Annotated in this window: 21 protein-coding genes; 10 read left to right on the plus strand and 11 right to left on the minus strand. The window is 72.2% G+C overall.

The features are described 5' to 3' along the window. The first annotated feature begins 1 nt into the window (after position 1). The 3 genes from IG02_RS0119675 to IG02_RS0119685 all read left to right on the plus strand — a co-directional run bounded on the left by IG02_RS0119675 (position 2) and on the right by IG02_RS0119685 (position 3,680). On the plus strand, positions 2–1,201 hold the full coding sequence (locus IG02_RS0119675) for a dipeptide ABC transporter ATP-binding protein (RefSeq protein WP_051765351.1): 1,200 nt from the start codon (positions 2–4) through the stop codon (positions 1,199–1,201). A 133-nt stretch (positions 1,202–1,334) separates the two neighbouring features. Further along, positions 1,335–2,234 (plus strand): thioesterase family protein, encoded by a 900-nt coding sequence (locus tag IG02_RS0119680; protein WP_030749509.1) that lies wholly within the window; start codon positions 1,335–1,337, stop codon positions 2,232–2,234. A 282-nt stretch (positions 2,235–2,516) separates the two neighbouring features. Continuing rightward, a complete protein-coding gene (locus IG02_RS0119685; protein WP_030749513.1) occupies positions 2,517–3,680 on the plus strand; it encodes a cysteine desulfurase family protein in 1,164 nt (387 codons plus the stop codon). A 169-nt stretch (positions 3,681–3,849) separates the two neighbouring features. Here IG02_RS0119685 and IG02_RS0119690 read toward each other — a convergent pair whose 3' ends face one another. Then, the gene (locus tag IG02_RS0119690) at positions 3,850–4,500 is read right to left on the minus strand and encodes an N-acetylmuramoyl-L-alanine amidase (RefSeq protein WP_051765353.1); all 651 of its coding nucleotides are present in this window, start codon (positions 4,498–4,500) and stop codon (positions 3,850–3,852) included. Positions 4,501–4,801: 301 nt separating this feature from the next. Between IG02_RS0119690 and mnmA the strand changes: the two genes are divergently transcribed. After that, positions 4,802–5,935: a tRNA 2-thiouridine(34) synthase MnmA gene (mnmA, locus tag IG02_RS0119695; RefSeq protein WP_030749519.1), complete on the plus strand. Its 1,134-nt coding sequence runs from the start codon at positions 4,802–4,804 to the stop codon at positions 5,933–5,935. 79 nt (positions 5,936–6,014) lie between these two features. Here the strand turns inward: mnmA and IG02_RS0119700 are convergent, their stop codons facing one another. The 6 genes from IG02_RS0119700 to IG02_RS0119725 form a co-directional block, all read right to left on the minus strand. Beyond that, the gene (locus tag IG02_RS0119700; protein ID WP_030749521.1) at positions 6,015–6,863 is read right to left on the minus strand and encodes a GNAT family N-acetyltransferase; all 849 of its coding nucleotides are present in this window, start codon (positions 6,861–6,863) and stop codon (positions 6,015–6,017) included. 222 nt (positions 6,864–7,085) lie between these two features. Further along, positions 7,086–8,750 carry a hypothetical protein gene (locus IG02_RS0119705; RefSeq protein ID WP_030749524.1) on the minus strand — a complete coding sequence of 555 codons (1,665 nt, stop codon included), beginning with the start codon at positions 8,748–8,750 and terminating at the stop codon, positions 7,086–7,088. Further along, positions 8,747–9,364, minus strand: a complete 618-nt coding sequence (locus tag IG02_RS0119710) for a hypothetical protein (RefSeq protein WP_158712342.1) — start codon at positions 9,362–9,364, stop codon at positions 8,747–8,749. The genes IG02_RS0119705 and IG02_RS0119710 overlap by 4 nt, the downstream gene beginning before the upstream one ends. A gap of 131 nt (positions 9,365–9,495) precedes the next feature. Continuing rightward, entirely contained in the window at positions 9,496–10,155 is a 660-nt protein-coding gene (locus IG02_RS43490) for an NPCBM/NEW2 domain-containing protein (protein WP_030749529.1), read from the minus strand. A 291-nt stretch (positions 10,156–10,446) separates the two neighbouring features. Continuing rightward, positions 10,447–10,656, minus strand: a complete 210-nt coding sequence (locus IG02_RS0119720; RefSeq protein WP_030749533.1) for a DUF397 domain-containing protein — start codon at positions 10,654–10,656, stop codon at positions 10,447–10,449. 3 nt (positions 10,657–10,659) lie between these two features. Then, positions 10,660–11,511 (minus strand): helix-turn-helix domain-containing protein, encoded by an 852-nt coding sequence (locus IG02_RS0119725; protein WP_030749536.1) that lies wholly within the window; start codon positions 11,509–11,511, stop codon positions 10,660–10,662. 285 nt (positions 11,512–11,796) lie between these two features. Between IG02_RS0119725 and IG02_RS43655 the strand changes: the two genes are divergently transcribed. Continuing rightward, a complete protein-coding gene (locus IG02_RS43655) occupies positions 11,797–12,459 on the plus strand; it encodes an ATP-binding protein (RefSeq protein ID WP_107055641.1) in 663 nt (220 codons plus the stop codon). Between the two features lie 234 nt (positions 12,460–12,693). Here IG02_RS43655 and IG02_RS36655 read toward each other — a convergent pair whose 3' ends face one another. The 4 genes from IG02_RS36655 to IG02_RS0119750 form a co-directional block, all read right to left on the minus strand. After that, entirely contained in the window at positions 12,694–13,035 is a 342-nt protein-coding gene (locus IG02_RS36655; RefSeq protein ID WP_234314821.1) for a hypothetical protein, read from the minus strand. An 88-nt stretch (positions 13,036–13,123) separates the two neighbouring features. Beyond that, positions 13,124–13,732: a DUF4352 domain-containing protein gene (locus tag IG02_RS0119740; protein ID WP_037803504.1), complete on the minus strand. Its 609-nt coding sequence runs from the start codon at positions 13,730–13,732 to the stop codon at positions 13,124–13,126. A gap of 190 nt (positions 13,733–13,922) precedes the next feature. After that, positions 13,923–14,723, minus strand: a complete 801-nt coding sequence (locus tag IG02_RS0119745) for an alpha/beta fold hydrolase (protein WP_234314822.1) — start codon at positions 14,721–14,723, stop codon at positions 13,923–13,925. 108 nt (positions 14,724–14,831) lie between these two features. Next, the gene (locus IG02_RS0119750; protein ID WP_030749548.1) at positions 14,832–15,161 is read right to left on the minus strand and encodes a DUF427 domain-containing protein; all 330 of its coding nucleotides are present in this window, start codon (positions 15,159–15,161) and stop codon (positions 14,832–14,834) included. A gap of 208 nt (positions 15,162–15,369) precedes the next feature. Here IG02_RS0119750 and IG02_RS0119755 point away from each other — a divergent pair, with 208 nt between their 5' ends. The 5 genes from IG02_RS0119755 to IG02_RS0119775 all read left to right on the plus strand — a co-directional run bounded on the left by IG02_RS0119755 (position 15,370) and on the right by IG02_RS0119775 (position 22,493). Further along, the gene (locus tag IG02_RS0119755) at positions 15,370–15,909 is read left to right on the plus strand and encodes a TIGR00730 family Rossman fold protein (RefSeq protein WP_030749551.1); all 540 of its coding nucleotides are present in this window, start codon (positions 15,370–15,372) and stop codon (positions 15,907–15,909) included. Positions 15,910–15,938: 29 nt separating this feature from the next. Next, entirely contained in the window at positions 15,939–16,634 is a 696-nt protein-coding gene (locus IG02_RS0119760) for an SDR family oxidoreductase (protein ID WP_030749554.1), read from the plus strand. 128 nt (positions 16,635–16,762) lie between these two features. Beyond that, complete coding sequence (locus tag IG02_RS0119765) at positions 16,763–17,767, plus strand: methionine synthase (RefSeq protein WP_051765355.1); 1,005 nt, start codon at positions 16,763–16,765, stop codon at positions 17,765–17,767. Positions 17,768–17,845: 78 nt separating this feature from the next. After that, a complete protein-coding gene (gene ligA, locus IG02_RS0119770; RefSeq protein WP_030749560.1) occupies positions 17,846–20,029 on the plus strand; it encodes an NAD-dependent DNA ligase LigA in 2,184 nt (727 codons plus the stop codon). A gap of 313 nt (positions 20,030–20,342) precedes the next feature. Continuing rightward, positions 20,343–22,493, plus strand: a complete 2,151-nt coding sequence (locus tag IG02_RS0119775; protein WP_030749563.1) for a putative bifunctional diguanylate cyclase/phosphodiesterase — start codon at positions 20,343–20,345, stop codon at positions 22,491–22,493. Positions 22,494–22,675 lie beyond the last annotated feature (182 nt).

The following is a 22,675-nucleotide window of genomic DNA, read 5'->3' on the forward strand; positions in this document are numbered from 1 at the left end:
GATTCCGCAGCAGGGGGACCGGGGCGGCGACCAGAACGGTGCCCGGGGCAGCGGCCGGGACACGGCCGAACCGCTGCTCAAGGTCACCGGTCTGGTCAAGCACTTCCCGATCACCAAGGGCGTCCTCAAGCGCAAGGTGGGGGCGGTCCAGGCGGTCGACGGGCTCAGCTTCGACGTACGCCCCGGGGAGACGCTGGGCGTCGTGGGCGAGTCGGGCTGCGGCAAGTCGACCATGGGCCGGCTGATCACCCGGCTGCTCGAACCGACCGGCGGCAAGGTCGAGTTCGAGGGCCGGGACATCACGCACCTGTCCGCGGGAGCGATGCGGCCCATGCGCCGCGACGTCCAGATGATCTTCCAGGACCCGTACGGTTCGCTGAACCCGCGCCACACCATCGGCGGGATCGTCGGCACCCCCTTCAAGCTCCAGGGCATCGAGCCCGAGGGCGGGGTGAAGAAGGAGGTCCAGCGGCTGCTGGAGCTGGTGGGCCTGAGCCCGGAGCACTACAACCGCTACCCGCACGAGTTCTCCGGCGGCCAGCGCCAGCGCATCGGCATCGCCCGCGCCCTGGCGCTCAACCCGAAGCTGGTGGTCGCGGACGAGCCGGTCTCGGCGCTGGACGTGTCGATCCAGGCGCAGGTCGTGAACCTGCTGGACGACCTCCAGGACGAGCTGGGCCTGACGTACGTGATCATCGCGCACGACCTCTCGGTCATCCGGCACGTCTCGGACCGGATCGCGGTGATGTACCTCGGCAAGATCGTCGAACTGGCGGACCGCACCTCGCTGTACGAGTCGCCCAAGCACCCGTACACGAAGGCGCTGCTGTCGGCCGTGCCGGTGCCGGACCCGAGCCGGCGCGGGGGCAAGAGCGACCGGATCCTGCTCAAGGGTGACGTGCCGTCGCCGATCTCGCCACCGAGCGGCTGCCGGTTCCACACCCGGTGCTGGAAGGCGACGGAGGTCTGCCGGACGACCGAGCCGCCGCTGATCCAGCTGGCACCGGGCCACCAGGCGGCCTGCCACCACCCGGAGAACGCGCCCGACCAGGCGCCCGGGGCGGGCGGCGCGGGCGCGCGGGAGACGGTGGAACTGGCGGAGGCCAAGGGGTCCACGAAGGCCGAGGGGGCCAAGGAGACCACGGAGGCCAAGGCTTCCAAGGAGACCGAGGCGTCCAACGGCGGGAGTGGCGGCGAGTAGGCGCTCCACAGCACGACGGGCCCGCGGGTCCGGTGTCCACACACCGGACCCGCGGGCCCTCGCCGTATGCGTCACACGGTGTTCACCAACCTAAGCTACCGCTCAGTAAAGCCGTGTTGTAGCGTGTTCCGCCATGGCACAGGCATCAAAAGCCCCGACATCGGTCACCCGCGCACCGGTCGGTGACGGTGAGTTCGACCGGAGCACGGTCGTCACCCGCCGTGAGACCGTGGAGAACGCGGCGGGAGAGAACACGGCGGGGGAAGGCGTGTACGACGCGGACCTTTCGCCGGACTGGACGGTGGCGAACGTCCTGAACGGCGGTTACCTGCTGGCCGTCCTGGGGCGCGCGCTGGCGGACGCGCTGCCGCACCCCGACCCGTTCGCGCTCTCGGCGCACTACCTGTCGCCGTCCGTACCGGGGCCCGCCGTCATACGGACGCAGACGGTCCGTGCCGGGCGCACACTCGCCACCGGCCAGGCGTCGCTGTTCCAGACGGGCGAGGACGGCCGGGAGGTCGAGCGGATCCGGGTGCTCGGCTCGTACGGGGATCTGGCCGCCCTGCCCGACGACGTACGGACCTCGGCGACCCCGCCCGTGATGCCGCCGTCGGAGCGGTGTGTCTCACCCGACGACGGTCCACGACTGCCCGGCGACTTCGCGTTGATCGACCGGCTCGCGCTGCGGCTCGACCCGGCCACCGTCGGCTGGGCGCTCGGCGAGCCGTCGGGCCGGGGGGAGGTACGGGCCTGGTTCGACTTCGCGGACGGGCGCGCCCCGGACCCGGTCTCGCTGCTGCTCACGGTGGACGCGCTGCCGCCGACCGCGTTCGACCTCGGCCTGCTGGGCTGGGCCCCCACGGTCGAGCTGACCGCGCACATCCGCTGCCGTCCGGCGCCCGGCCCGCTCCGGGTGGCGATCACGACGCGCAACCTCGCGGGTGGCTTCCTGGAGGAGGACGCGGAGGTCTGGGACAGCGCGGACCGGCTGGTGTGCCAGTCCCGCCAGTTGGCGCGGGCGCCGCGCGCCTGAGCCGACGGAGCGCCGAGGGCGGCGGCCGGGGCTGGGCGGCGAGGGCGGCGGCCGGGGGCCGGGCGGCGAGACCCGGGCGGGGCGGTCCTGGCGGGCCCGGCCGGAGGTTCCGAGGTCCCGACGGGCGGTGGCGAGGCCCGGGCGGGTCCGGCCACGGGCTCCGGAGGGCCCCGGTCCGCGCGGGCCCGGCGAGTCCGGCGCGGGGGCCGGGCGGCCCCGGCCCGGGGTCCCGGCCACCGGCGGCGTCACCGTGCGCGTACGGCTCGTAGAATCGGGATCACCATGGCTTACCTCGACCACGCAGCGACCACTCCGATGCTGCCGGAGGCGATCGAGGCGATGACCGCCCAGTTCGCCCGCGCCGGCAACGCGTCCTCGCTCCACGCCGCCGGGCGCCGGGCCCGCCGCACCGTCGAGGAGGCCCGCGAAACGCTCGCGGCGGCTCTCGGCGCTCGGCCCAGCGAGGTGGTCTTCACCTCCGGCGGTACGGAGGCCGACAACCTCGCGGTGAAGGGCCTGTACTGGTCGCGCCGCGCCGCCGACCCCGCCAGGACACGGGTGCTGGCCAGCCCCGTCGAGCACCACGCCGTCCTCGACGCCGTCGACTGGCTCGGCGAGCACGAGGGCGCGACCGTCGAGTACCTGCCCGTGGACACGTACGGCAGGGTGCGGCCCGAGGCTCTGCGGGAGGCGATCGAGCGCGACCCGGACAGTGTCGCCCTCGCCACCGTCATGTGGGCCAACAACGAGATCGGCACCATCCTGCCCGTGCCCGAACTCGCAGCGGTGGCAGCCGAGTTCGGGGTGCCGACCCACTCGGACGCGGTCCAGGCGTTCGGCCAGACCGAGCTGGACTTCGGCACCTCGGGGCTCGCCGCCATGACCGTGTCGGGCCACAAGATCGGCGGGCCGTACGGCATCGGCGCGCTGCTGCTCGGCCGTGAGCACAGCCCCGTACCCGTACTGCACGGTGGCGGCCAGGAGCGGCATGTGCGCTCCGGGACCCTCGACGTCCCCGCGATCGCCGCCTTCGCCGTCGCGGGCGAACTCGCCGCACGGCGGCGCGCGGACTTCGCCCGGGACATCGGTGCGCTGCGGGACGAGCTGGTCGAGGCCGTCCGGGCCGCCGTGCCGGACGCGGTCCTCGGCGGCGACCCCGAGCACCGGCTGCCCGCCAACGCGCACTTCAGCTTCCCCGGCTGCGAGGGCGACTCCCTGCTGCTCCTGCTCGACGCGCAGGGCATCGAGTGCTCGACGGGCTCCGCCTGTACGGCCGGGGTCGCCCAGCCGAGCCATGTCCTGCTGGCGACCGGCAGCGACCCCGAACTGGCCAGGGGCACCCTGCGCTTCTCGCTCGGTCACACCACCACCAGGGCCGACATCGAGGCCGTGGCGAAGGTCATCGGCCCGGCGGTGGACCGCGCCAGGAGCGCCGGGCTGAGCTGAGTACGCGGGGCGACCTCCAAGGGCCCCTGAGCGCGGGCCGGGCGTGAACGGCCCCCCGGGCACGCGGTGCGCCGGTGCCCTGTGACGGCCGCCCGCATCCCGCCCGACGAGCCGTCCCCGGCGAGGCCCACGCGGCCGCGGCGCGGGGCCCATGGCGCCGCGGGCGGGCCTACGCCGCCCCGGGGGCCGTCGCGCCGTCCCGGGGGAGCCGCACCTCCCGTACGAGCTTCAGGTACCGGTCCCAGTCCCAGTGCGGCCCCGGGTCGGTGTGGTCCGTGCCCGGCACCTCCACATGGCCGACGATGTGCTCCCGGTCCACCGGTATCCCGTACCGCGCGCAGATCCCGGCCGTCAGCTCGGCCGAGGCGCGGTACATCGCGTCCGTGAAGGACTCCGGCCGGTCCACCCAGCCTTCGTGCTCGATGCCGATCGACCGCTCGTTGTACGGGCGGTTCCCCGCGTGGTACGCCACGTCCAGCTCGCGGATCATCTGCGCCACCTGGCCGCGCTTGCCGACCACGTAGTGCGTGGCGGCGCCGTGCGTGGGATTGCGGAAGACGCGCTGCGCCACCTCGTAGCTGCCCTGGACGACATGGACCACCACGCGGTCGATCGTGTAGTCCTCCGGGCGGTCCGCCCGACGGTAGTTGGCGCGCGAGGCCGCGACCCACTGGGCGCCCGCGTGGTCCAGCTCGCCCTCCTTGCGCGGCTTCTCCACGCCCGGCATCAGGTACCAGTACCGCTCCAGCTCGTCACGGGCCGCCACACCGCCGCCGACCACCGCGGCGGCGCCGCCGATCAGCACCGCCCGGCGCCCGATCCGCCGACGGCCGTCCGCGGGCGCACGCCGCCGGCCGCCCCGGCCGCCGCCACCCGAGCGGCTCCCGCCGGGGCCGCCGTCGCCCGGGCCGCCGGCGGTGCCCCCGCGGCCGTGACCACCGGCGAATCCGCCGTCGGCGCGGCCGTCGGCAGCGCTGTCGGGCCCGGCGGCGGGGCCGCCGGCAGCCGTCGCGCGGGTGGCCGGGTTCATCCCGGCGCGCTCGTCCACGTGCTCGTCCATATGGACGACAACGCATACTCACACGCATGTGGTTCCCTCCGGGCCGTACCCTGGTGGAGCTATGACTGAGAACTCCCAGCGCCCCCTCCGTGTCCTGGCCGCCATGTCCGGCGGCGTGGACTCCGCCGTCGCCGCCGCCCGCGCCGCCGAGGCGGGACACGACGTCACCGGAGTGCACCTGGCGCTCTCCGCGAACCCGCAGTCCTTCCGCACGGGCGCGCGGGGCTGCTGCACGATCGAGGACTCCCGCGACGCGCGCCGGGCGGCCGACGTCATCGGCATCCCCTTCTACGTGTGGGACCTCGCCGAGCGCTTCCGCGAGGACGTCGTCGAGGACTTCGTCGCGGAGTACGAGGCGGGCCGGACCCCGAATCCCTGCCTGCGCTGCAACGAGAAGATCAAGTTCGCCGCGCTCCTCGACAAGGCGCTCGCGCTCGGCTTCGACGCGGTGTGCACGGGCCACTACGCGACGATCGTCACCGGCCCGGACGGCGCCCGGGAGCTGCACCGCGCCAGCGACATGGCCAAGGACCAGTCGTACGTCCTCGGGGTGCTGGACGAGCGGCAGCTCGCGCACGCGATGTTCCCGCTCGGGGACACGCTCACCACCAAGGACGAGATCCGCGCGGAGGCGGAGCGGCGGGGCCTGGCCGTGGCGAAGAAGCCCGACAGCCACGACATCTGCTTCATCGCCGACGGCGACACCCAGGGCTTCCTGGCGAACCGGCTGGGGAAGGCCGAGGGCGACATCGTCGACGAGTCCGGTACGAAGGTGGGCAGCCACGACGGCGCGTACGGCTTCACCGTCGGCCAGCGCAAGGGCCTGCGCATCGGCCACCCGGCCGCCGACGGCAAGCCGCGTTACGTACTGGACATCTCGCCCGTCGACAACACGGTCACGGTCGGCCCGGCCGCCTCGCTGGACGTCACGGCGCTGACGGCCGTCAAGCCCCGCTGGTGCGGCACCGCCCCCACGGGCCCCGGCGCCTACACGGCCCAGCTGCGCGCCCACGGCGGTGAGACCGCGGTCACCGCGGAGCTGCGGGACGACACGCTCCACGTCCGCTTCGCGGAGCCGGTACGGGGAGTGGCCCCGGGCCAGGCGATCGTGCTGTACGACGCGACGCGCGTGGTCGGCTCGGCGACGATCGCGACGACGGAGCGGAGGACGCGGGCACAGGCACTGGCGGGGTGAGGCGGGGGCGCGGTGTGTGAACCCGCCCGAGCGGTATCAGGCGCCCCCGGCGAAGGGCGGGAGCCGGCGTGCGGGGGCGTCAGCCGAGTTCGAGGCTGGTGATGCCGTACAGCCCCGAGAGGTCCACGTCGGGCGTCTCCCCGGTGTACATCCGCGCGGCCTCGAAGCTCGGTGTCAGCCCCAGGCGCTCCGCGAGGCGCACGGCGGGCCGGTTGACGTCGGGCACGTCGATCGCCACGAGCGCGCCCGGCACGGCCGCGGCCAGCCCGCGCACCAGCGCCGCCGCCACGCCGGGGCCGGAGGCGTACAGCGGCCCGATCCGGGACGCCCCGCTGCAGGGCCGCACGGCGGCGAAGCCGTGCAGCGCGCCGTCCCGTACGGCCACCAGGCCGACACGGTCGGGCAGCCCGATCCACGAGGCGAGGAAGGCGTCGCGCCGCTCGGGGAAGAACCGCCGGTCGTACGCGGCGAGCTGGTCGAAGGGGACGGTACGGGCATCGGCCAACGCCACCCCGTCCGCGCCGTCGTGCCCGTCCGGGCTCGGCACACCCTCGTAACGGATGTTGTTCCACGCCCTGCGGAACCCGGACTTGCGGTAGTTCTCCTGCTGGTCCACGACGCCGTCGAGACCCACGTTCCGGCCCGCCAGCCGCGCCGTCGCCGCGCGCCACACCTGGATGCCGTAGCCCTGCCCCCGGACTTCGGGGCGGGTGATGTAGAACCCGATGAACCCGAAACCGCTCCCGTACCGCACGGCGGAGACGGAGGCGACGGCCTCGCCGTCCAGGCGCCCGAAGAGGAACCCCGAGGGATCGGTGGGGAAGAAGGCATGGCCATCGGTGAGGCCCGGATTCCAGCCCTCCTCGTCGGCCCAGGTGGTGAGCTGCCGGATGTGGTGAGCGTTGGCGGTCACGATGTCGAACGGCATGAACGGCCTCCGGAACGGGGGGAGTCTCGTAGCGTAGCCGGTGTGGGACACGCGGTGACGGTGAGAGGGCGCTCGCCCGGGAACCGGGGCCGCCCGTGACGTCCCGAGCGGCCCCGTCCGCCCTCCGGGCGCCCGGTACTCACGGGTGTCCACCGGGCAGGGCCTCTCGGGACCGGTCTTCTTGGGCCCGGCCCCCTCGGGACCGGGCTCCCGGCACCGGCCCTACTCCACCGTGTCCCTGGCGTCCGGCGCCACCGGCCGTCCTCGCCGCGCCCGGCCCCCGGCCCGGATCAGCAGTGGTGCGGCGACGGCGGCCAGTATGACCACCACCAGCACCGGCACGGAGTCGAACGTCTCGACGACCGAAACGGCGATGTCCCGTCCCGGTGAGCCGGACAGGCAGAGGGGGACGGTCCGGTTCTCCTCGGCCGCGCAGCCGAGCCGTACCCCCTGGAGCCGCGCGGCCCACGTCCACAGCAGGGCGAACAGCCAGCCGCCCACCACGGACACCGCCGGTACCGCAAGGGTCAGGAACGCCGGCATACGGGTCGCGGCCGGATCGGTGCGGTGGTGGAGCGCGCCGAGCGCGGTGGTCCAGGCGCAGAGCAGCAGCAGACCGCAGAACAGGCCCGCCAACAGCAGCGGGTCCAGCGGATACCCCGACTCGCTGAAGCCGGACACCTGTGTGAACAGAGCCAGATGACTGCCCCCGGCCACGCCCGCGGTCAGCACACCGGCGGTCGCCACGAGCCGTCCCGGGCCGGTGCGCCCGCCGTACCAGTGATGCCGCCACAGGGCGAAGGCCAGAAAGAGCGTCAGCGGCAGCCCGACGACCACCCCGGTCACCAGCGTGGTGGCCGGTTTCCCCGCGTCGTCCGCGGCGCGCCGGAGCATGTCCTGGAGGGTCTCGAAGAGCACCCCGGCGACCGTCGCCCCGAGAAACAGCCGGCCGGGCGACGACGCCAGGATCCGACCCGGTGCCAGCGCCACACCGAGCCGGTCCGCGCCGAGGGGATGATGCCGCAGCCAGGCCCCGAGCCTGGCGGTGCTCTGTCCGGCCACACCGTCCCGCACCGCGGCGATCAGCGCCTCGCGGTCCGCCGCACCGCCCCGCAGATCGGCCTCGTGCTCGCGCAGCCGCAGGAACGCGCGGGCGATCAGCTCGCCGAGCAGGGTGAGCAGGACGACGCGTGAGACGGCGGCCAGCAGGTCGGACGCGGTGGCGCCGTTGCCGTGGCCGAGGTCGAGGATCACGGCGAAGAGGACGAAGGCGCCGGCGTACATGTTCGACCAACGCAGCACGGTCACCAGGAAGTGCAGCCACAGGTCCCGCGCCTGGAGATGCGCGAGTTCGTGCCGGACCACCACGTCGAACACCCGGCGCGCGGACCCGCCCTTGTCGTGCATCGCCAGCAGTTCGGGGCCGAGGACCAGATGGGGCCGGCCGGGCGGCCCCGCGACGTGGGCGCCCGCCCGCAGCCGCTGTCCCACCAGCAGCGTGGGCGACGCGGGCAGCGCGGCGGCGGCGACCAGCGCGCGTACGGTCTCCGCCGCGCCCCGGAAAGGGCTCGTCTCCAACGGCACGTGCCGCCGGATCCGCAGCCGGGAGGCGAACGCGAATCCCGCGACGCCGGGTACCAGCACCTGGAAGAGGCCGGTGAGCGTGCCGGTGAACACGGCTCCGGCGTCCTTCGGACAGGAAAGGACCGGACCGCTCGGCGCGTAGGAGGCCCGTGAGCAGTCCACCGGGGCCTGTAACTCGGCCAGCCAGCGGGCGAAGAAGAAGTCGCCTGCCAGCACGCTCGCCGCGAGCAGCAGGAAGAGGAGAGTGAGGTCGGAGGGGAAGGCGCGGACGTCGATCTGCCCGTTCGTGTCGTGGCGCGTCACCGAGGTGGCTCCGGTACCGCCTCGGGGCCGGGGTCCGGCGCGTTCCGGCCGGCGCGCTCCGTGCGCGTGTGGTCCCTGTTCTCCCGGCTCTCCCCGCTCTCGTCTCTTTCCTCGTTCTCCTCGCGCAGCAGGGCCAGTTCTCCCACCACGGCGTCGGCGAGCACCGCGGCCCGGTCCGGGCCCACGCCCAGGGCCTCGGCCTTGGCCCGTACGGAGTCGCGTACGGCGCCGAGCCGGCCGGGGGCCAGCTCCGCCACGGGGACACTGACCGCGGCGCCGCCGGTCCGGGGTTCGCGCCGGAACCGGTCCAGGAGGGAGCCGGTGAGCCGGGCGCCCTGGTTGGCCAGCTCCGCGGCGGCCCCCTGCGCGAGCGCCCCGAGAGCCCATCCGGTGACCACCACGACGGTCGGTGTGAGTGCCCCGGCCAGGTCGAGCCCCGACGCCAGCGGGGGCCCGCCGCGCCCCCGGCCACGCGCCGCCCGGCCGCCGAACGACGGATCGTCCAGATACGGCTGGGCGATCAGCTCGAACGAGGCCGTCTCGTCGGGGGCGAGCCGCTCCACGACACCGCGGGCGAGTTGAGCGTGTGAGATGGCGACGGCTGCGTCACGCATCGGCGACTCCTCGGGGTACGGATGGCCGGTCGCCACGGTGGGGGCGACACGGGTACGTTCCGGAGCGTATCGCCGAGGAGCTGTCCGTAACCGGCGGTTCGTGGCATGCGCTCCGTAGGGCGAAGCCCGGATCAGGAGTGGAGCGTGGCGTCGGCCAGCGCGACGACGAGTCTGTCGCTTTCGCCGCACTCGCCGGTGGAGGTGATCCGGAGTCTGACGACACCCGTCACGTCCACGGTCACGGCGTGCGGCCGGTTGATCTCCGCGCCCACAGTCTTCCGGTCCATGCCGTCGCCCTGGATCGTCACCTTGATCAGTTCGGCCACACCGTTGTCGTCCAGTCCGACGGTGAACGTGAGTGACGTGTACCGCTCGTTGACGCTGTAGTCGATGGGGGCTCCGGAGCAGGGCAGGGCCAGGACCATGGCACTCTCGTAGGACTTGGACCCCATGGTCACCGACCGGAGGGTGAACGAGTCGGCGCCTCTCACCGGCGAGAGGTCGGTCAGCGGCACCGAGCCCGAGGGCAGCGGCGCCGGAGCAGGCGGCTTCGCCGTGCCGTCGTTGTCGGAGCCGGACGCGGGCGGGGCGGGCGCTGTCACCGTGACCGTCGCTGTCGCTGTCGCGGTTGCCGTTGTGGCGGGCGTCGCGGTCTGCGCGGTGGGCGAGTCGACCACCGCCGGCAGGCCGAAGAAACCGAGCAGCACACCGGCCACGGCCGCCAAGGAGGAGATCAGCGCCGCGACGTCACCCAGCTTGCGGCCGGGGGGCGGCGGTGCCGGATCCGGCATCGGTGCCGGGGGAACCGGCGGGACCGGCGCGGGGCCGGTCGAGGGGGCGGGGGGATCCACGGGAACCGGCGGTATCCCACTCGGTGGTAATGCCTCGCTCACGTTCTGCCCCCTTCAGACGCGGTCGGATCGCTCCATATTGAACCCGATCGCACCCAGGAGAAACAGGGCATCACAGGCACATGGGGCCCGGGACGGCTCGCCGAGGCGGAGTGCTCGGAGTGCTTTCCTCGGAGGGAGTGCCACTGTCGGGTCCACTCGGGGGCCCGTATTCGGCGGTCCGCCGAGAGCTCAGGCCGACGGGCGAGCGAATGCCTCGGACTTGAGCCCCCGCACCAACGCGCGGAACGCGGTGCTGGGGGTGGTCACGGTCCGATCCGGCCGGGTGCTGTCGCGTAGTGCCACGCGGCCGGTGCCGCTGAGCGCGACCTCGAGGCAGTTGTTGCCGCCGTCACCTGAGAAGGACGACTTCACCCAGCACAACTCCGCCTCGAACGACATGCCTTACAACTCCTTGGCAATGGAGTGGATGAGGTCTCTCGTCTCAGTCTGAGTCAATGCCGTCTGCTCGGCCAAGTCCAGGCGGGTGCGGAAGTTGGCTAGCTGGGTCGGGGAGTCGATGAACACCGGCCCCGTGGGCGCGTCCATCTGGACCGTGTCCAGGTGCGGGTTGGCCGCTTCCATGTACAGGAGTGAGGTGTCGAGGAGGGCGAACCCTCCTGCCGCGAAGGGAATCACTCGCAATGTGACGTTGGGGCGTTCGCACGCGTCCAACAGGTGGAGCAGTTGCCTGTGGGCGATCTCCCGGCTGCCGAGTTGCATCCGCAGCGCGGCTTCGTGGATGACACCGGTGTAGGGCGTGGCGTTCTCGCCGCAGACCACCGACTGCCTCGCCATTCGATGCGCCACACGAAGCTCCACCTCAAGACGGGGCAGCGGCGGCACAGGAAGTTCGAACGCGGCTCGTGCGTGATCCTCGGTCTGGAAGAGGCCGGGCAGATGGGCGGTTTGTGCCGTCCGTAGTCGCACCGCGTCGTGTTCGAGTTCGGAGATGTCGAGAAAGCCCGGCGGGATCTTGCCTCGGTACTCGTCCCACCAGCCGCTTTTGCGCCCGCCGGTCATGGCCGCCAGGCAATTGATCAGCTCCGGGTCGTCGCACTCGTAGATGCTGGCCAGCCGGCGCAGCCGATCCTCGCTGACGCCGAAGCGTCCGGCTTCGATGTTGGAGATCATCGTGCGGTCCGAGCCCAGTAGTTCGGCCGCCGCCGGCCCGGACATGCCCGCCGCCTCGCGGAGTCTGCGAAGTTCCGCCCCGAATCGGCGCTGACGGATGGTCGGGGTCTGTCGGGGTGCCATGTGTTCCTCTCCTCGTTCGCACACAGTCTGATGAGGAGTCCGCTGCGCAGGTCACCATAAGCAGGATTAAAACCCGTTTGAGTGAAGCGGGTAGCACGAGTTATAGATTCTGCCCTACTGTCAGCGGCGGACCGCTCACAGTACGTCAGCGGAAACCCGGCGAACGCGCCTGCCCACCCGGAACAGCAAGGCGCACACCCGCGCTCCGCCAAGCCTGCGACGCCGACACACGTGTGCCGCGTCCGTCCGTCTCATGTCAAGAACTCGCGCCCCAGGAGGTGCATCGTGTGCACGAATCGACACGAGAAACCCGCCCCCGGCACTGACCCCGAACCGTCGCCCGCCCCGGACGGCGGCGGTGACCCCGCCTCGCGATCGCTTACGGAACCGGCCCCGGGGCCGCACCCCGTTCCCATCCCCTTCGCTGAGCCCTGGCAGTACGAACTCCGGTTCCCGTGCGACCCTCGTGCGCCCCGTGTCGCCCGCACCACACTGAGGGCCGTGCTCACCGCCCATGGCCTGGCCGAACTCGCCTACCGCGCCGAGTTACTGGCGTCGGAGCTGACCACCAACTCCGTCCGTCATACGAAGGGCCCCGCGTCCGTCCGGCTGCACTGGCTGTTCCCCGTACTCCGCGTCAGTGTCTGGGACATGGGTCCCGATTTGCCCGAGCTTCGCCGCCCGCACGCGGAGGCAGACGGCGGCCGAGGGCTGGCGATCCTCGATCTCGTCGCGGATCGGTGGGGCGGGTGCACCATAAGGGAAGGACCATACGGCCCTGGCGGTAAGACCATCTGGTTCGAACTCGCGCTCACCGCGGATCCTCCGCCTCCACTCGGCGACGGGCCTGAGCTTGCTGCCGGCCTTGCCGGTGTCGCCGGTCCTCACACCTGTCCCCGTCATACGCCTGACATCGGTCCGGGTGGCGGAGCGGCACTCGTCGCCTGAACCGTGGACCGGTTGTCATCTCCTGGCCCGCCTCGTGGCTACCGCTCCCGGCTGCCGCCGCGTGGCCGTCGTCCGTCCTCCGCCGCACCCAACCCGCCCAGCTCGTCCCAAGGTAATCCGCGTCAGGAACGTACCGCCACGCCGACTGCCGCAGTACCAGATCAGCCACACCCGGTCGCCCTTGGCGGCGGTGGCGCAGCCCTTCAAGGGCGCGTCAGGAAGGCGACCTTCCGGTCACCAGATCGCTCCACCTTCGGTGCTCCAGCCGACGAGCCCGGCTGCCGGCTCCGGATGCCCTCCGTAGATGCCTTCATCCCCGTAAGCCGTCCAGATTGATCCGCCGTGATCGGTCACCAGAGAAGGGATGTCATCGCCGATGCAGAAGGTGGCCTCCTGCTCGCCGCTCTTCAGAGGCAACACCACAGCGTTCGGCTTCCACGAGCCCGTGTCCTCCTTGCCCGCGCGACCGCTTGCAATGAGGAGTCGGGAGTCCGGGAGAAGGGCGATGCGACTGGGCCGGACCTGTACGTCCTCGATCAGTCGTCGTTGAACTGACCCGTCAGCCTGGCGAATCACCAGTACTCCATCGGCCTCGGCTGACCGGAGTCTGATGCGCGGATGCTCCCGCTGCCCCTATCGGGCGGCGGGAGCATCCCTGTGTCCGTCAGGAGACGTTGCCGCGAACGCCGTCGCTGAACAGGCCGTCGGTGTAGGTCACATACTTCGGGGTGAAATCGCCCTTGCCGGTGACGGTGCCGGTCAGGTTCTCGCCAGGCGCCAGGTCGACAGTGTCGATCTGGTTCTCGTCGGCGCCCAGTTCAGCAGTGTGTTTGCTGCCGTTGGTGTCGGTGATGGAGAAGTACAGCGGGTTGACGCTGATCTCCTTCTCACTGTCGTTGGTGATGGTGACCTGCACGCTGGTGAAGTTGGTGCCGTCGGCGATGATGCTCGCCTTGAACGCCGTCTTCTTGGCTGTGATCTTGACCGGGGCGTCCTCGGCCGGTTCTTCCTTCGGTTCGTCGGCCTTGCCGTCATCGGCCTTGTCGTCGGCCTTGTCAGGTTTCGACGGCTGAGTGGCCGCGGGATCGCTGTTGCCGGAGGCCGAGGAGGCGTCGTCGCCGCCTCCGCCGACGAGCGCGGCGAGGATACCGATGAGGAGGAACAGGCCGACAATGCCGAGGCAGCTGAAACCGATGATTTTGCCGGCGCCCACCTTCTTCGGGGCAGGTGGCTGCTGGCCCCAATTGGGCTGATGCGGCTGTTGGTACGACATGAGTCCCCCCGAGTGGTTTGTGGACGATGACCCTAACGAGGGAGTCGTGCGGTACGTGACGGGTGTGCGCGGGTAGTAATCATGTTGTGACTAAAACGTGGAGGTGTAATGGTTCTGCCGGTTGCGGCGGGGGATGGGCAGGTGTCTGCTTCGCCTCCAGACTCGGAGGCGCGTTCCCACGACCTACGCCTCACGCCGCGAAGAAATCCTCCAGCACCGGCGCCAGCACCTGCGGGGCCACCTCGTGCGTCTGGCCCGTCAGGGTGCGGTGACGGCCACGCGGGAGTGCCTCCGCCACCGCCTTCGCCGCCGAACGCAGGGGCGCGGGGCTGCATCCGCCCTCGGTGACCATCGCCCTGGTACGAGTCACCCGTAACCGTTCCGTGGGGACCAGACCCGTCCCCATCACCGCGTCGTCGTACGCGAGGGTGTGTGCCAGGGCCGTCATGGCGTGCCACACCGGCGCCTGCCGCATCACGGCGATCGTTTCGGGCGGGGTGCCCGCCCGGGACAGGAACAGTTCGACCGCGTCCCCCCTGCGGCCCGCCGCCAGCAACGCGGTCAGGCGCTCCCTGTACGCCCCGGCCGCCCCCAGGTCCGCGGCGTCGGACCCGTACGGCGGTTCGTACACCGCGAGCTGGCTGATCGGGAGGCCCGCGGCCGCCGCCTCCAGGGCCAGGGCCGCGCCCGACGAGACGCCGCACACCGACGCCGTGCCGCCCGCCTCGGCGATCAGCGCCGCCAGGTCCTCGATCTCCCGCTCCACCGCGTACGGCGCGGTGTCACCGCTGGCGCCGCGCCCGCGCCGGTCGTACGTGATGACGTCGAAGCGCCGGTCGAGCAGCCCGGCCAGGGTGGCCGACGACTCGGCGGTGCTGAACGCACCGCCCACCACGATCACCGGGCGGCCACGGCCCGACCGCCGGTAGGCGATCCGCGTGCCGTCCCGTGATGTCACCTTCGACTTCGACGCCTTCGACTCCGACCGCACCGCGCACATGTTGTCCATACAGAGACGGACCGGCGCGGGCGCCTCAACTCATCGCTCCGGCGGGGAAGTTTTCCGGATCGCCGTGGCGTCACACGAACGTCGTCGCTGTCAGTCGTCGACGACCTCCGTGTCGTAGAAGCAGAAGTGCCCCTTGATCCCGGCGACTTCCGTCTTGGGCTCGGTGTAGGCCCACACGAGATCCGGGGCGTCGGGCAGCGACCAGTAGGAGGCGTCGCCCTTGAAGGGGCAGTGGGTGCTCGTGTCGGAGGGGATCAGCAGCTCGGTACGTACGTCCTCGGGCGGGAGGTAGTAGCGCACGGGGCAGCCCGTCTCGCGCAGCAGCAGCGGTCCGCGGCTGTCCGCCAGCACCTGGCCGTCGCGTACGACGCGTACGTGCTCGGTGCCCTGCTCGACCGTGATGCGGTGTCCTTCGGTCATCGTCGCTCGTCCCTTTCCGGTTTCAGGGGGGAGGTGGGGTGGCTCTCGGGCCCTGTCTCCCGGGCCACGGGCCCACACTCTTCAGCACCGGCGGGCCGTGTCCTCTTCCCGGGACGCGGCCACACCTACCGAACGTACCGCCACACGCCGACAGGCCGCCCCGCAGTCGCCCGCTGTCCCGCGCCCGCCCGATGCGTACCGTTGCCCCATGAATATCTGCGTCTTCCTCTCCGCCGCCGACCTCGACGAGCGCTACACCCGCCCCGCCCGCGAATTCGCCGAGCTCATCGGCAAGGGCGGCCACACCCTCGTCTGGGGCGGCTCCGACAGCGGCCTGATGAAGGTCGTCGCCGACGGGGTCCAGAAGGCCGGCGGGCGGCTGGTCGGGGTGTCGGTGGACTTCCTCCGGGACGTGGCGCGGCCGGACGCCGACGAGATGCTGGTCGCCAAGGACCTCGCCGAGCGCAAGGCGCTGCTGCTCTCCCGGGCCGACGCCGTCGTGGTCATGGTCGGTGGCACGGGCACGCTGGACGAGGCCACCGAGATCCTGGAGCTGAAGAAGCACTCCCTGCACACCAAGCCCGTCGTCCTGCTCAACACGGCCGGTTTCTACGACGGGCTCAAGGAGCAGTTCCGGCGGATGGAGGAGGAGGGGTTCCTGCCGATGCCCCTCACAGACCTGGTCTTCTTCGCCGAGGACGGGGTCGGCGTCCTCGCCTACCTCGAAGAGTCGGTGGGTGTTCGGTGACCGCGCCGGGGTGATGCGACCATGACCGCATGGCTACCCCTACCCACCTCATCACCGGAGCCGGTTCGGGCATCGGCGCCGCCGTCGCGCGCCGGCTGCACGCGCGCGGCGACGGCCTGTTGCTGCTCGCGCGCGACGCCGGCCGCGCGAAGGAACTCGCCGCCGCCTTCCCCGGCGCCCGTACCCTCGTCGGCGACCTCGGCAACCCCGACCGGCTCTCCTGGGCCCTGTCCCACCAGTCGCTGCCCGACCGGCTCGATTCGGTCCTGCACATCGCGGGCGTGGTCGACCTGGGGGCGGTCGGGGAGCTGACCACCAGGACCTGGCGCGCCCAGCTCGACGTGAACCTGATCGCCCCGGCCGAGCTGACCCGGCTCGTCCTGCCGCAGTTGAGGGTTTCCCAGGGACAGGTGGTGTTCGTCAACTCCGGCGCCGGGCTGTACGCGCACTCCGGATGGAGCGCCTACGCGGCGTCCAAGCACGGCCTGAAGGCCCTGGCGGACGCGCTGCGCCAGGAGGAGAAGCCCAACGGCGTGCGCGTGACCTCCGTCTATCCCGGCCGTACGGCGAGCCCGATGCAGGCCAAGGTGCACCAGCAGGAGGGCAAGGAGTACGACGCGTCCCGGTGGATCGACCCGGAATCGGTGGCGACGGCCGTGCTCACGGCGCTCGATCTGCCGCGCGACGCGCAGATCGACGATCTGACCGTACGGCCGGGCCGATGAGCGGCGCCCGTACTCCGGCCGGCACCCGCGCCGGCTCCGCCGGAGCCCCCGAGACCTCCGTCGCCTCCGCAGCCTCCGCGGGTGGTCCCCTCACCGTGCCCTGGGGTTCCGCCACCGGCGTCGGCTCGATGCCGGGCGGCGACGCGCGCGAGAGCGCCAGGACCGTCACCGGGACCTTCGAGCGCTTCCCCTACCTGGCGGAACTGCCCGCGCGCGGCCCCGGCGCCGACATGATCGGGCGTACCGCGGGCCTCCTCGTCGAGGTCTACGCGCACGTCGAGCCCAGCGGCTGGCGGATCAGTGACCGGCCCGGCCGGGACACCCGGCGGGCGCGGTCCTGGCTGGGGGAGGACCTCGACGCGCTGGAGGAGTTCACGCAAGGCTACGAGGGTCCGCTGAAGGTGCAGGTCACCGGCCCGTGGACGCTGGCTGCCGCGCTGGAGCTGAAGAACGGCGAGGCGGCGCTGAGCGACCCCGGGGCGTGTCGGGATCTGACCGCCTCGCTGGTGGAGGGCGTGGGCGCGCACCTCGCGGAGGTGCGGCGGCGGGTGCCCGGGGCGGTACCGGTGCTGCAGCTGGACGAGCCGTCCCTGACCGCGGTCCTGCGCGGACAGGTCAGGACCGCCAGTGGCTACCGCACCCACCGGGCGGTGGACCGGCAGGTGGTGGAGGGGGTGCTGCGCGAGGTGCTGGCGGTCGTCGGCGCCGGCACGGACGCCGGCGTCACGGGCCGAGCGGCCGGGATCGCTCGCGCCGGCGCGACCGTGGTGCACTCCTGCGCGCCCGACGTGCCGTTCGCCCTGCTGCGCCGGGCGGGCGCGGCGGCCGTTTCGTTCGATGCGGGGCTGCTCACGGAACGTGACGACGAGGCGATCGGTGAGGCGGTTGAAGGCGGTACGAAACTGTTCGCCGGAATCGTGCCCGGCACGGACGGCCCGTTGTCGGACCCTGCCGGTAGCGTCATGGGTGTCAGGACGCTGTGGCGCAGGCTGGGGCTGAATCCGGGGACTCTGGCGGAGTCCGTGGTGCTCACCCCGGTGTGCGGGCTGGCGGGGGCCTCCCCCGCGTACGCCCGTGCCGCGCAGGCGCACTGCGTCAGGGCCGCGAGATCCCTCGCGGACAACCCTGAGTGACGGCCCCGGGCGACCGGCGGCCGGACGAGGCGGCAGTGGACCGGTGACGGTCCCTGGTGGAGCGGAAGGACGTGGACGGTGGCCGGCGAACAGCGGACAGCGGTGCCCTCGGAGGCGCGCGAGCGGCATACCCAGCTCGCCGAGCAGATCGAGGAGCACCGCTTCAGGTACTACGTGAAGGACCAGCCCGTCATCAGTGACGGCGAGTTCGACCGGCTGCTGCGGTCGCTGGAGGCGCTGGAGGAGGAGTATCCGGAGCTGCGCACGCCGGATTCACCGACCCAGCAGGTGGCGCGGGCGTACGAGACGGAGTTCACGGCGGTCCAGCACCGTGAGCGGATGCTGTCGCTCGACAACGCGTTCGACGAGGAGGAGCTGGCGGCCTGGGCCGACCGGGTCGCCAGGGAGGTGGGCACGCCCGGGTACCACTTCCTGTGCGAGCTGAAGGTCGACGGGCTCGCCGTCAACCTCACCTACGAGCACGGCAGGCTGACCCGCGCCGCCACCCGCGGGGACGGCCGCACCGGTGAGGACATCACGCCCAACGTGCGGACGATCGCGGACATCCCGAACCGGCTGAAGGGCGACCGCGTCCCGGACCTGGTGGAGATCCGGGGGGAGGTCTACTTCCCGATGGAGGGCTTCCAGGAGCTGAACGCCCGGCTGGTGGAGGCGGGCGACAAGCCGTTCGCCAATCCGCGCAACGCGGCGGCGGGTTCCCTGCGCCAGAAGGACCCCAAGGTCACGGCCACCCGCCCGCTGCACATGGTGGTGCACGGCATCGGGGCGCGCGAGGGCTTCGACATCGACTGCCTCTCGCACGCGTACGGTCTGCTGCGCGAATGGGGCCTGCCCACCGCCCGGCACAACAGGGTGGTCGAAGGCATCGACGGTGTGCGTGAGTTCATCGCGTACTACGGGGAGAACCGCCACTCCGTCGAGCACGAGATCGACGGAGTGGTCGTCAAGCTCGACGAGATCCCGCTCCAGGGCCGGCTGGGCTCCACCTCCCGGGCCCCGCGCTGGGCGATCGCCTGGAAGTACGCGCCGGAGGAGGTCAACACGAAGCTGGTGAACATCCGGGTGGGCGTGGGCCGTACGGGGCGTGTGACGCCGTACGCCCAGGTCGAGCCGGTCGTGGTGGCCGGCTCCGAGGTCGAGTTCGCCACGCTCCACAACCAGGACGTGGTGAAGGCCAAGGGTGTGTGGATCGGTGACACCGTCGTGCTGCGCAAGGCGGGCGATGTGATCCCGGAGATCCTCGGCCCGGTCGTCGACCTGCGGCCCGAGGACGCGTACGAGTTCGAGATGCCGGCCGAGTGCCCCGAGTGCGGCACGCCACTGCGCGCGATGAAGGAGGGCGATGTCGACCTCCGCTGCCCCAACGCGCGCACGTGTCCCGCGCAGTTGCGGGAGCGGCTGTTCTACCTGGCGGGCCGCAAGTGCCTGGACATCGAGAATTTCGGCTATGTGGCCGCCGCCGCCCTGACCAAGCCGCTGGAGCCGAAGACACCGCCGCTGGTGGACGAGGGGGACCTGTTCGACCTGACCATCGAGCGGCTGCTGCCCATCAGGGCGTATGTCCTGGACTCCGACAGCGGGCTGCCCAAGCGGGACCCGGAGACCGGCGAGGAGAAGATCGCCACGGTTTTCGCCAACCAGGAGGGCGAGCCGCGGAAGAACGCGCTGGCGATGCTGGAGCACATCGCGGAGGCCAGGCAGCGCCCGCTGGCCCGGATCATCGCCGGGCTCTCCATCCGCCATGTGGGCCCGGTCGCGGCCGAGGCGCTCGCCAGGGAATTCCGCTCGATCGACCGGATCGAGCAGGCCACGGAGGAGGAACTGGCCGCCGTCGACGGGGTGGGCGGCATCATCGCCGCCTCGGTCAAGCAGTGGTTCGAAGTGGACTGGCACCGCGAGATCCTGCGCAAGTGGCGGGCGGCCGGGGTCCGTATGGAGGACGAGGGCGCGGGTGAGGACGTCGGAGACCGGCCACTCGCGGGACTGACCGTGGTGGTCACCGGCACCCTCGAGCGGTACACGAGAGATGGCGCGAAAGAGGCGCTCCAGGCACAGGGCGCCAAGGTGACCGGGTCCGTCTCCAAGAAGACCGCCTTCGTGGTGGTCGGGGAGAACCCGGGTTCGAAGCACGACAAGGCGATGCAGTTGAAGGTCCCTGTGCTCGACGAACAGGGCTTCACAACACTGCTCGAACAAGGCGTCGACGCGGCGCGCGAGGTCGCACTGACGGCCGAGGAATAAGGGAGGGGATCGTCGAATTCGCGCCGCACAGCTCACCCGTTCGGCGCATACCAGATGGTTAAGGATGGGCAGGCCGCATTCGGGCAACAGCTGTAGAGCGCTGCCCGTCGACGCGTTCGGCAGCCTACTGTGGGGATGTGCGCCTGTCGTGCACGGCTGCATGGTCCGCGATCGGTCGTCATGCTCGGCCGTCAGGACATGACGACGTGCCATCACATGGCAACGACCGCCGTCGCATGGCAACGAACGCCATCGCGCGGTGACGACGTGCCATCACCTGGCATCGGCTACGCCGGCTGTGAGAGGGACGGGAATGAAACCGACCGAGAGCGCTGCCCCGGTCTCACCCCCGCGCGGCTTCGCGGGGATCGCGGCCGCGGTGACCAGGCCCCCCGTACTGGTGGTGGGACTCGCCGCGGTCCTGCTGGTGACCGGGCTCGTCCGTACGGTCCAGGAGGGCCGCCAGTTCTTCCCCGGCGGCACGGCGGGCTGGGCCCTGGCGGTGCTGGCCGGTGTCATCGTCGGCCATCTGGTCGCCACCGGGCGCGACCGCTGGTGGGGCGGCACGGGGTCGGGCGCGGCCCTCACCCTCGCCGTGCTGCTGCTGTACGGCTGGGTGCCGGCCCTGCTGGTCAGCCTGGCCGTCCTGGGGGTGGTCGGCGCCGCCCGCCGCAACCGCTGGTGGCAGGGCGTGGTGAACGGCGCCGCCGACATGCTGGGCATCGGCGCCGCCGCGCTCGTCCTCGCGGCGTTCGGGGAGACGCCCAGTGTCGAGCGGCCGTGGCAGCCGCTCGACTGGGGCATCGCGAGCGTCCCGGACATCGTCCTGGCGGCCGGCGGCCATCTCGCCGTCTCCCGGCTGCTGCTGTGGTATGCGCTGACACCGCAGGGCGGCGGGCTGCCCAAGGTCGCCCGCACGGCCCTGTACCGGCAGGGGCTCGTGGCGGTCGCCTTACTCGGCATCGCTCCGCTGATCTGCGTGGTCGCCATGTCCGTACCGGTCCTGCTGCCCCTGTTCGCCATTCCGCTGATCGCCCTCGACTCGACCCTGCGGATCGCCCGCGCACGCGCCGAGGAGCAGCTGCGCGATCCGCTGACCAAACTGCCCAACCGGCAGTGGCTGCTGGAGCGCACCTGGTCGGCGCTGGAGGACGCGGAGGGCCTCGGCGCCCGGTCCGCCCTGGTCCTGATCGACCTCGACCGCTTCCGCTCGGTCAATGACACGCTGGGCCACCTCGCGGGGGACCGGCTGCTGTTGCAGATAGCCGAGCGGCTGCGGCTGGCCCTGCCGCGCGGTGCGGAGGCGGCCCGGCTCGGCGGCGACGAGTTCGCCGTACTGCTCCCGACGTGCGACTCGGCGACCAGTGCCCAGCGGGTGGCCCGCCATTTGGTGGGCCAGCTCTCCTCGCCGCTGGACCTGGACGGCCTCACGCTCGTCCTGGAGGCGAGCGCCGGTGTCGCCGTCTACCCGGAGCACGCGCTGGACGCCGAGGGGCTGCTGCGGCGCGCGGACGTCGCGATGTACCAGGCCAAGCGGGACCGGACGGGCGTCGAGGTCTACGAGTCCAAGCGGGACTCCAACACCCCGGACCGCCTCGGCCTGCTGGGCGACCTGCGGCGTGCCCTGGACGCGGGCGACGTGGAGCTGCACTACCAGCCGAAGGTCCGCTTCGACGGTCAGGTGGCCGGTCTGGAGGCGCTGGTGCGCTGGGTGCACCCCGAGCGCGGCCGGGTCCCGCCCGACGAGTTCATCGCGATCGCCGAGTCCTCGGGCCTGATGCCCCACCTGACGGAGTACGTGCTGGAGACGGCGCTGGCCCAGGTGGCCCGCTGGCGGGCCCAGCAGCTGATGGTGCCCGTCGCGGTCAACGTCTCGCCGCGCGACGTCCACACCCCCGGCTTCGCGGGCGCGGTCGCCGCCCGGCTGGCACGCCACGGCGTGCCGGCCGGCTCGCTGCAGCTGGAGATAACGGAACACGTCCTGCTGGAGGACCCGCAGCGGGCCGCCGACACCCTCGCCGGCCTGACCGGCCACGGGGTGAAGATGTCCCTGGACGACTTCGGTACGGGCTACTCCTCGCTGGTGCACCTGCGCCGCCTGCCGGTCAGCGAGCTGAAGATCGACCGCTCGTTCGTCGCCCGGCTCGCGGTGGACACCGAGGACGCGGAGATCGTCCGCTGCACCGTCGACCTGGCGCACTCGCTCGGTCTGCTGGTGGTCGCGGAGGGTGTCGAGGACGACGAGACGTGGGAGCGGCTGCGGGCCCTGGGCTGCGACGCGGTGCAGGGCTGGCTGGTCGCCGCCGCGATGCCGCCGAACGAGACGACGGCCTGGCTGCGCGCCAGGGGAGAGCACGGCTGGCAGCGCCCGGCGGAGCTGGAAGCGGCCCGCGAGGCCCGTGCCGCCCGCGCGGCGCGGGAGCAGAGGGAGCAGCGGGAACAGTCGGGCCAGGTCGTGCAGTAGCCGCCGGTCGCGGGGCGTACGGCTCGCGCCGGGTGCGGCCGGGCGGCCGGGGCGAGCGTCGGCCGCTCCGTGACCGTGACCCGTCGCCCACACGCCCCGCGACCCGGCCCGGACCGCCCGGCCGAGCGCTCCGATCCCCGCGCGAGCGGGAGGCCGGGGCAACCGTTTCGTGAGGAGGGGGT

It is taken from the genome of Streptomyces sp. NRRL F-5135 (assembly GCF_000719775.1).
GTDB lineage: Bacteria > Actinomycetota > Actinomycetes > Streptomycetales > Streptomycetaceae > Streptomyces > Streptomyces hebeiensis.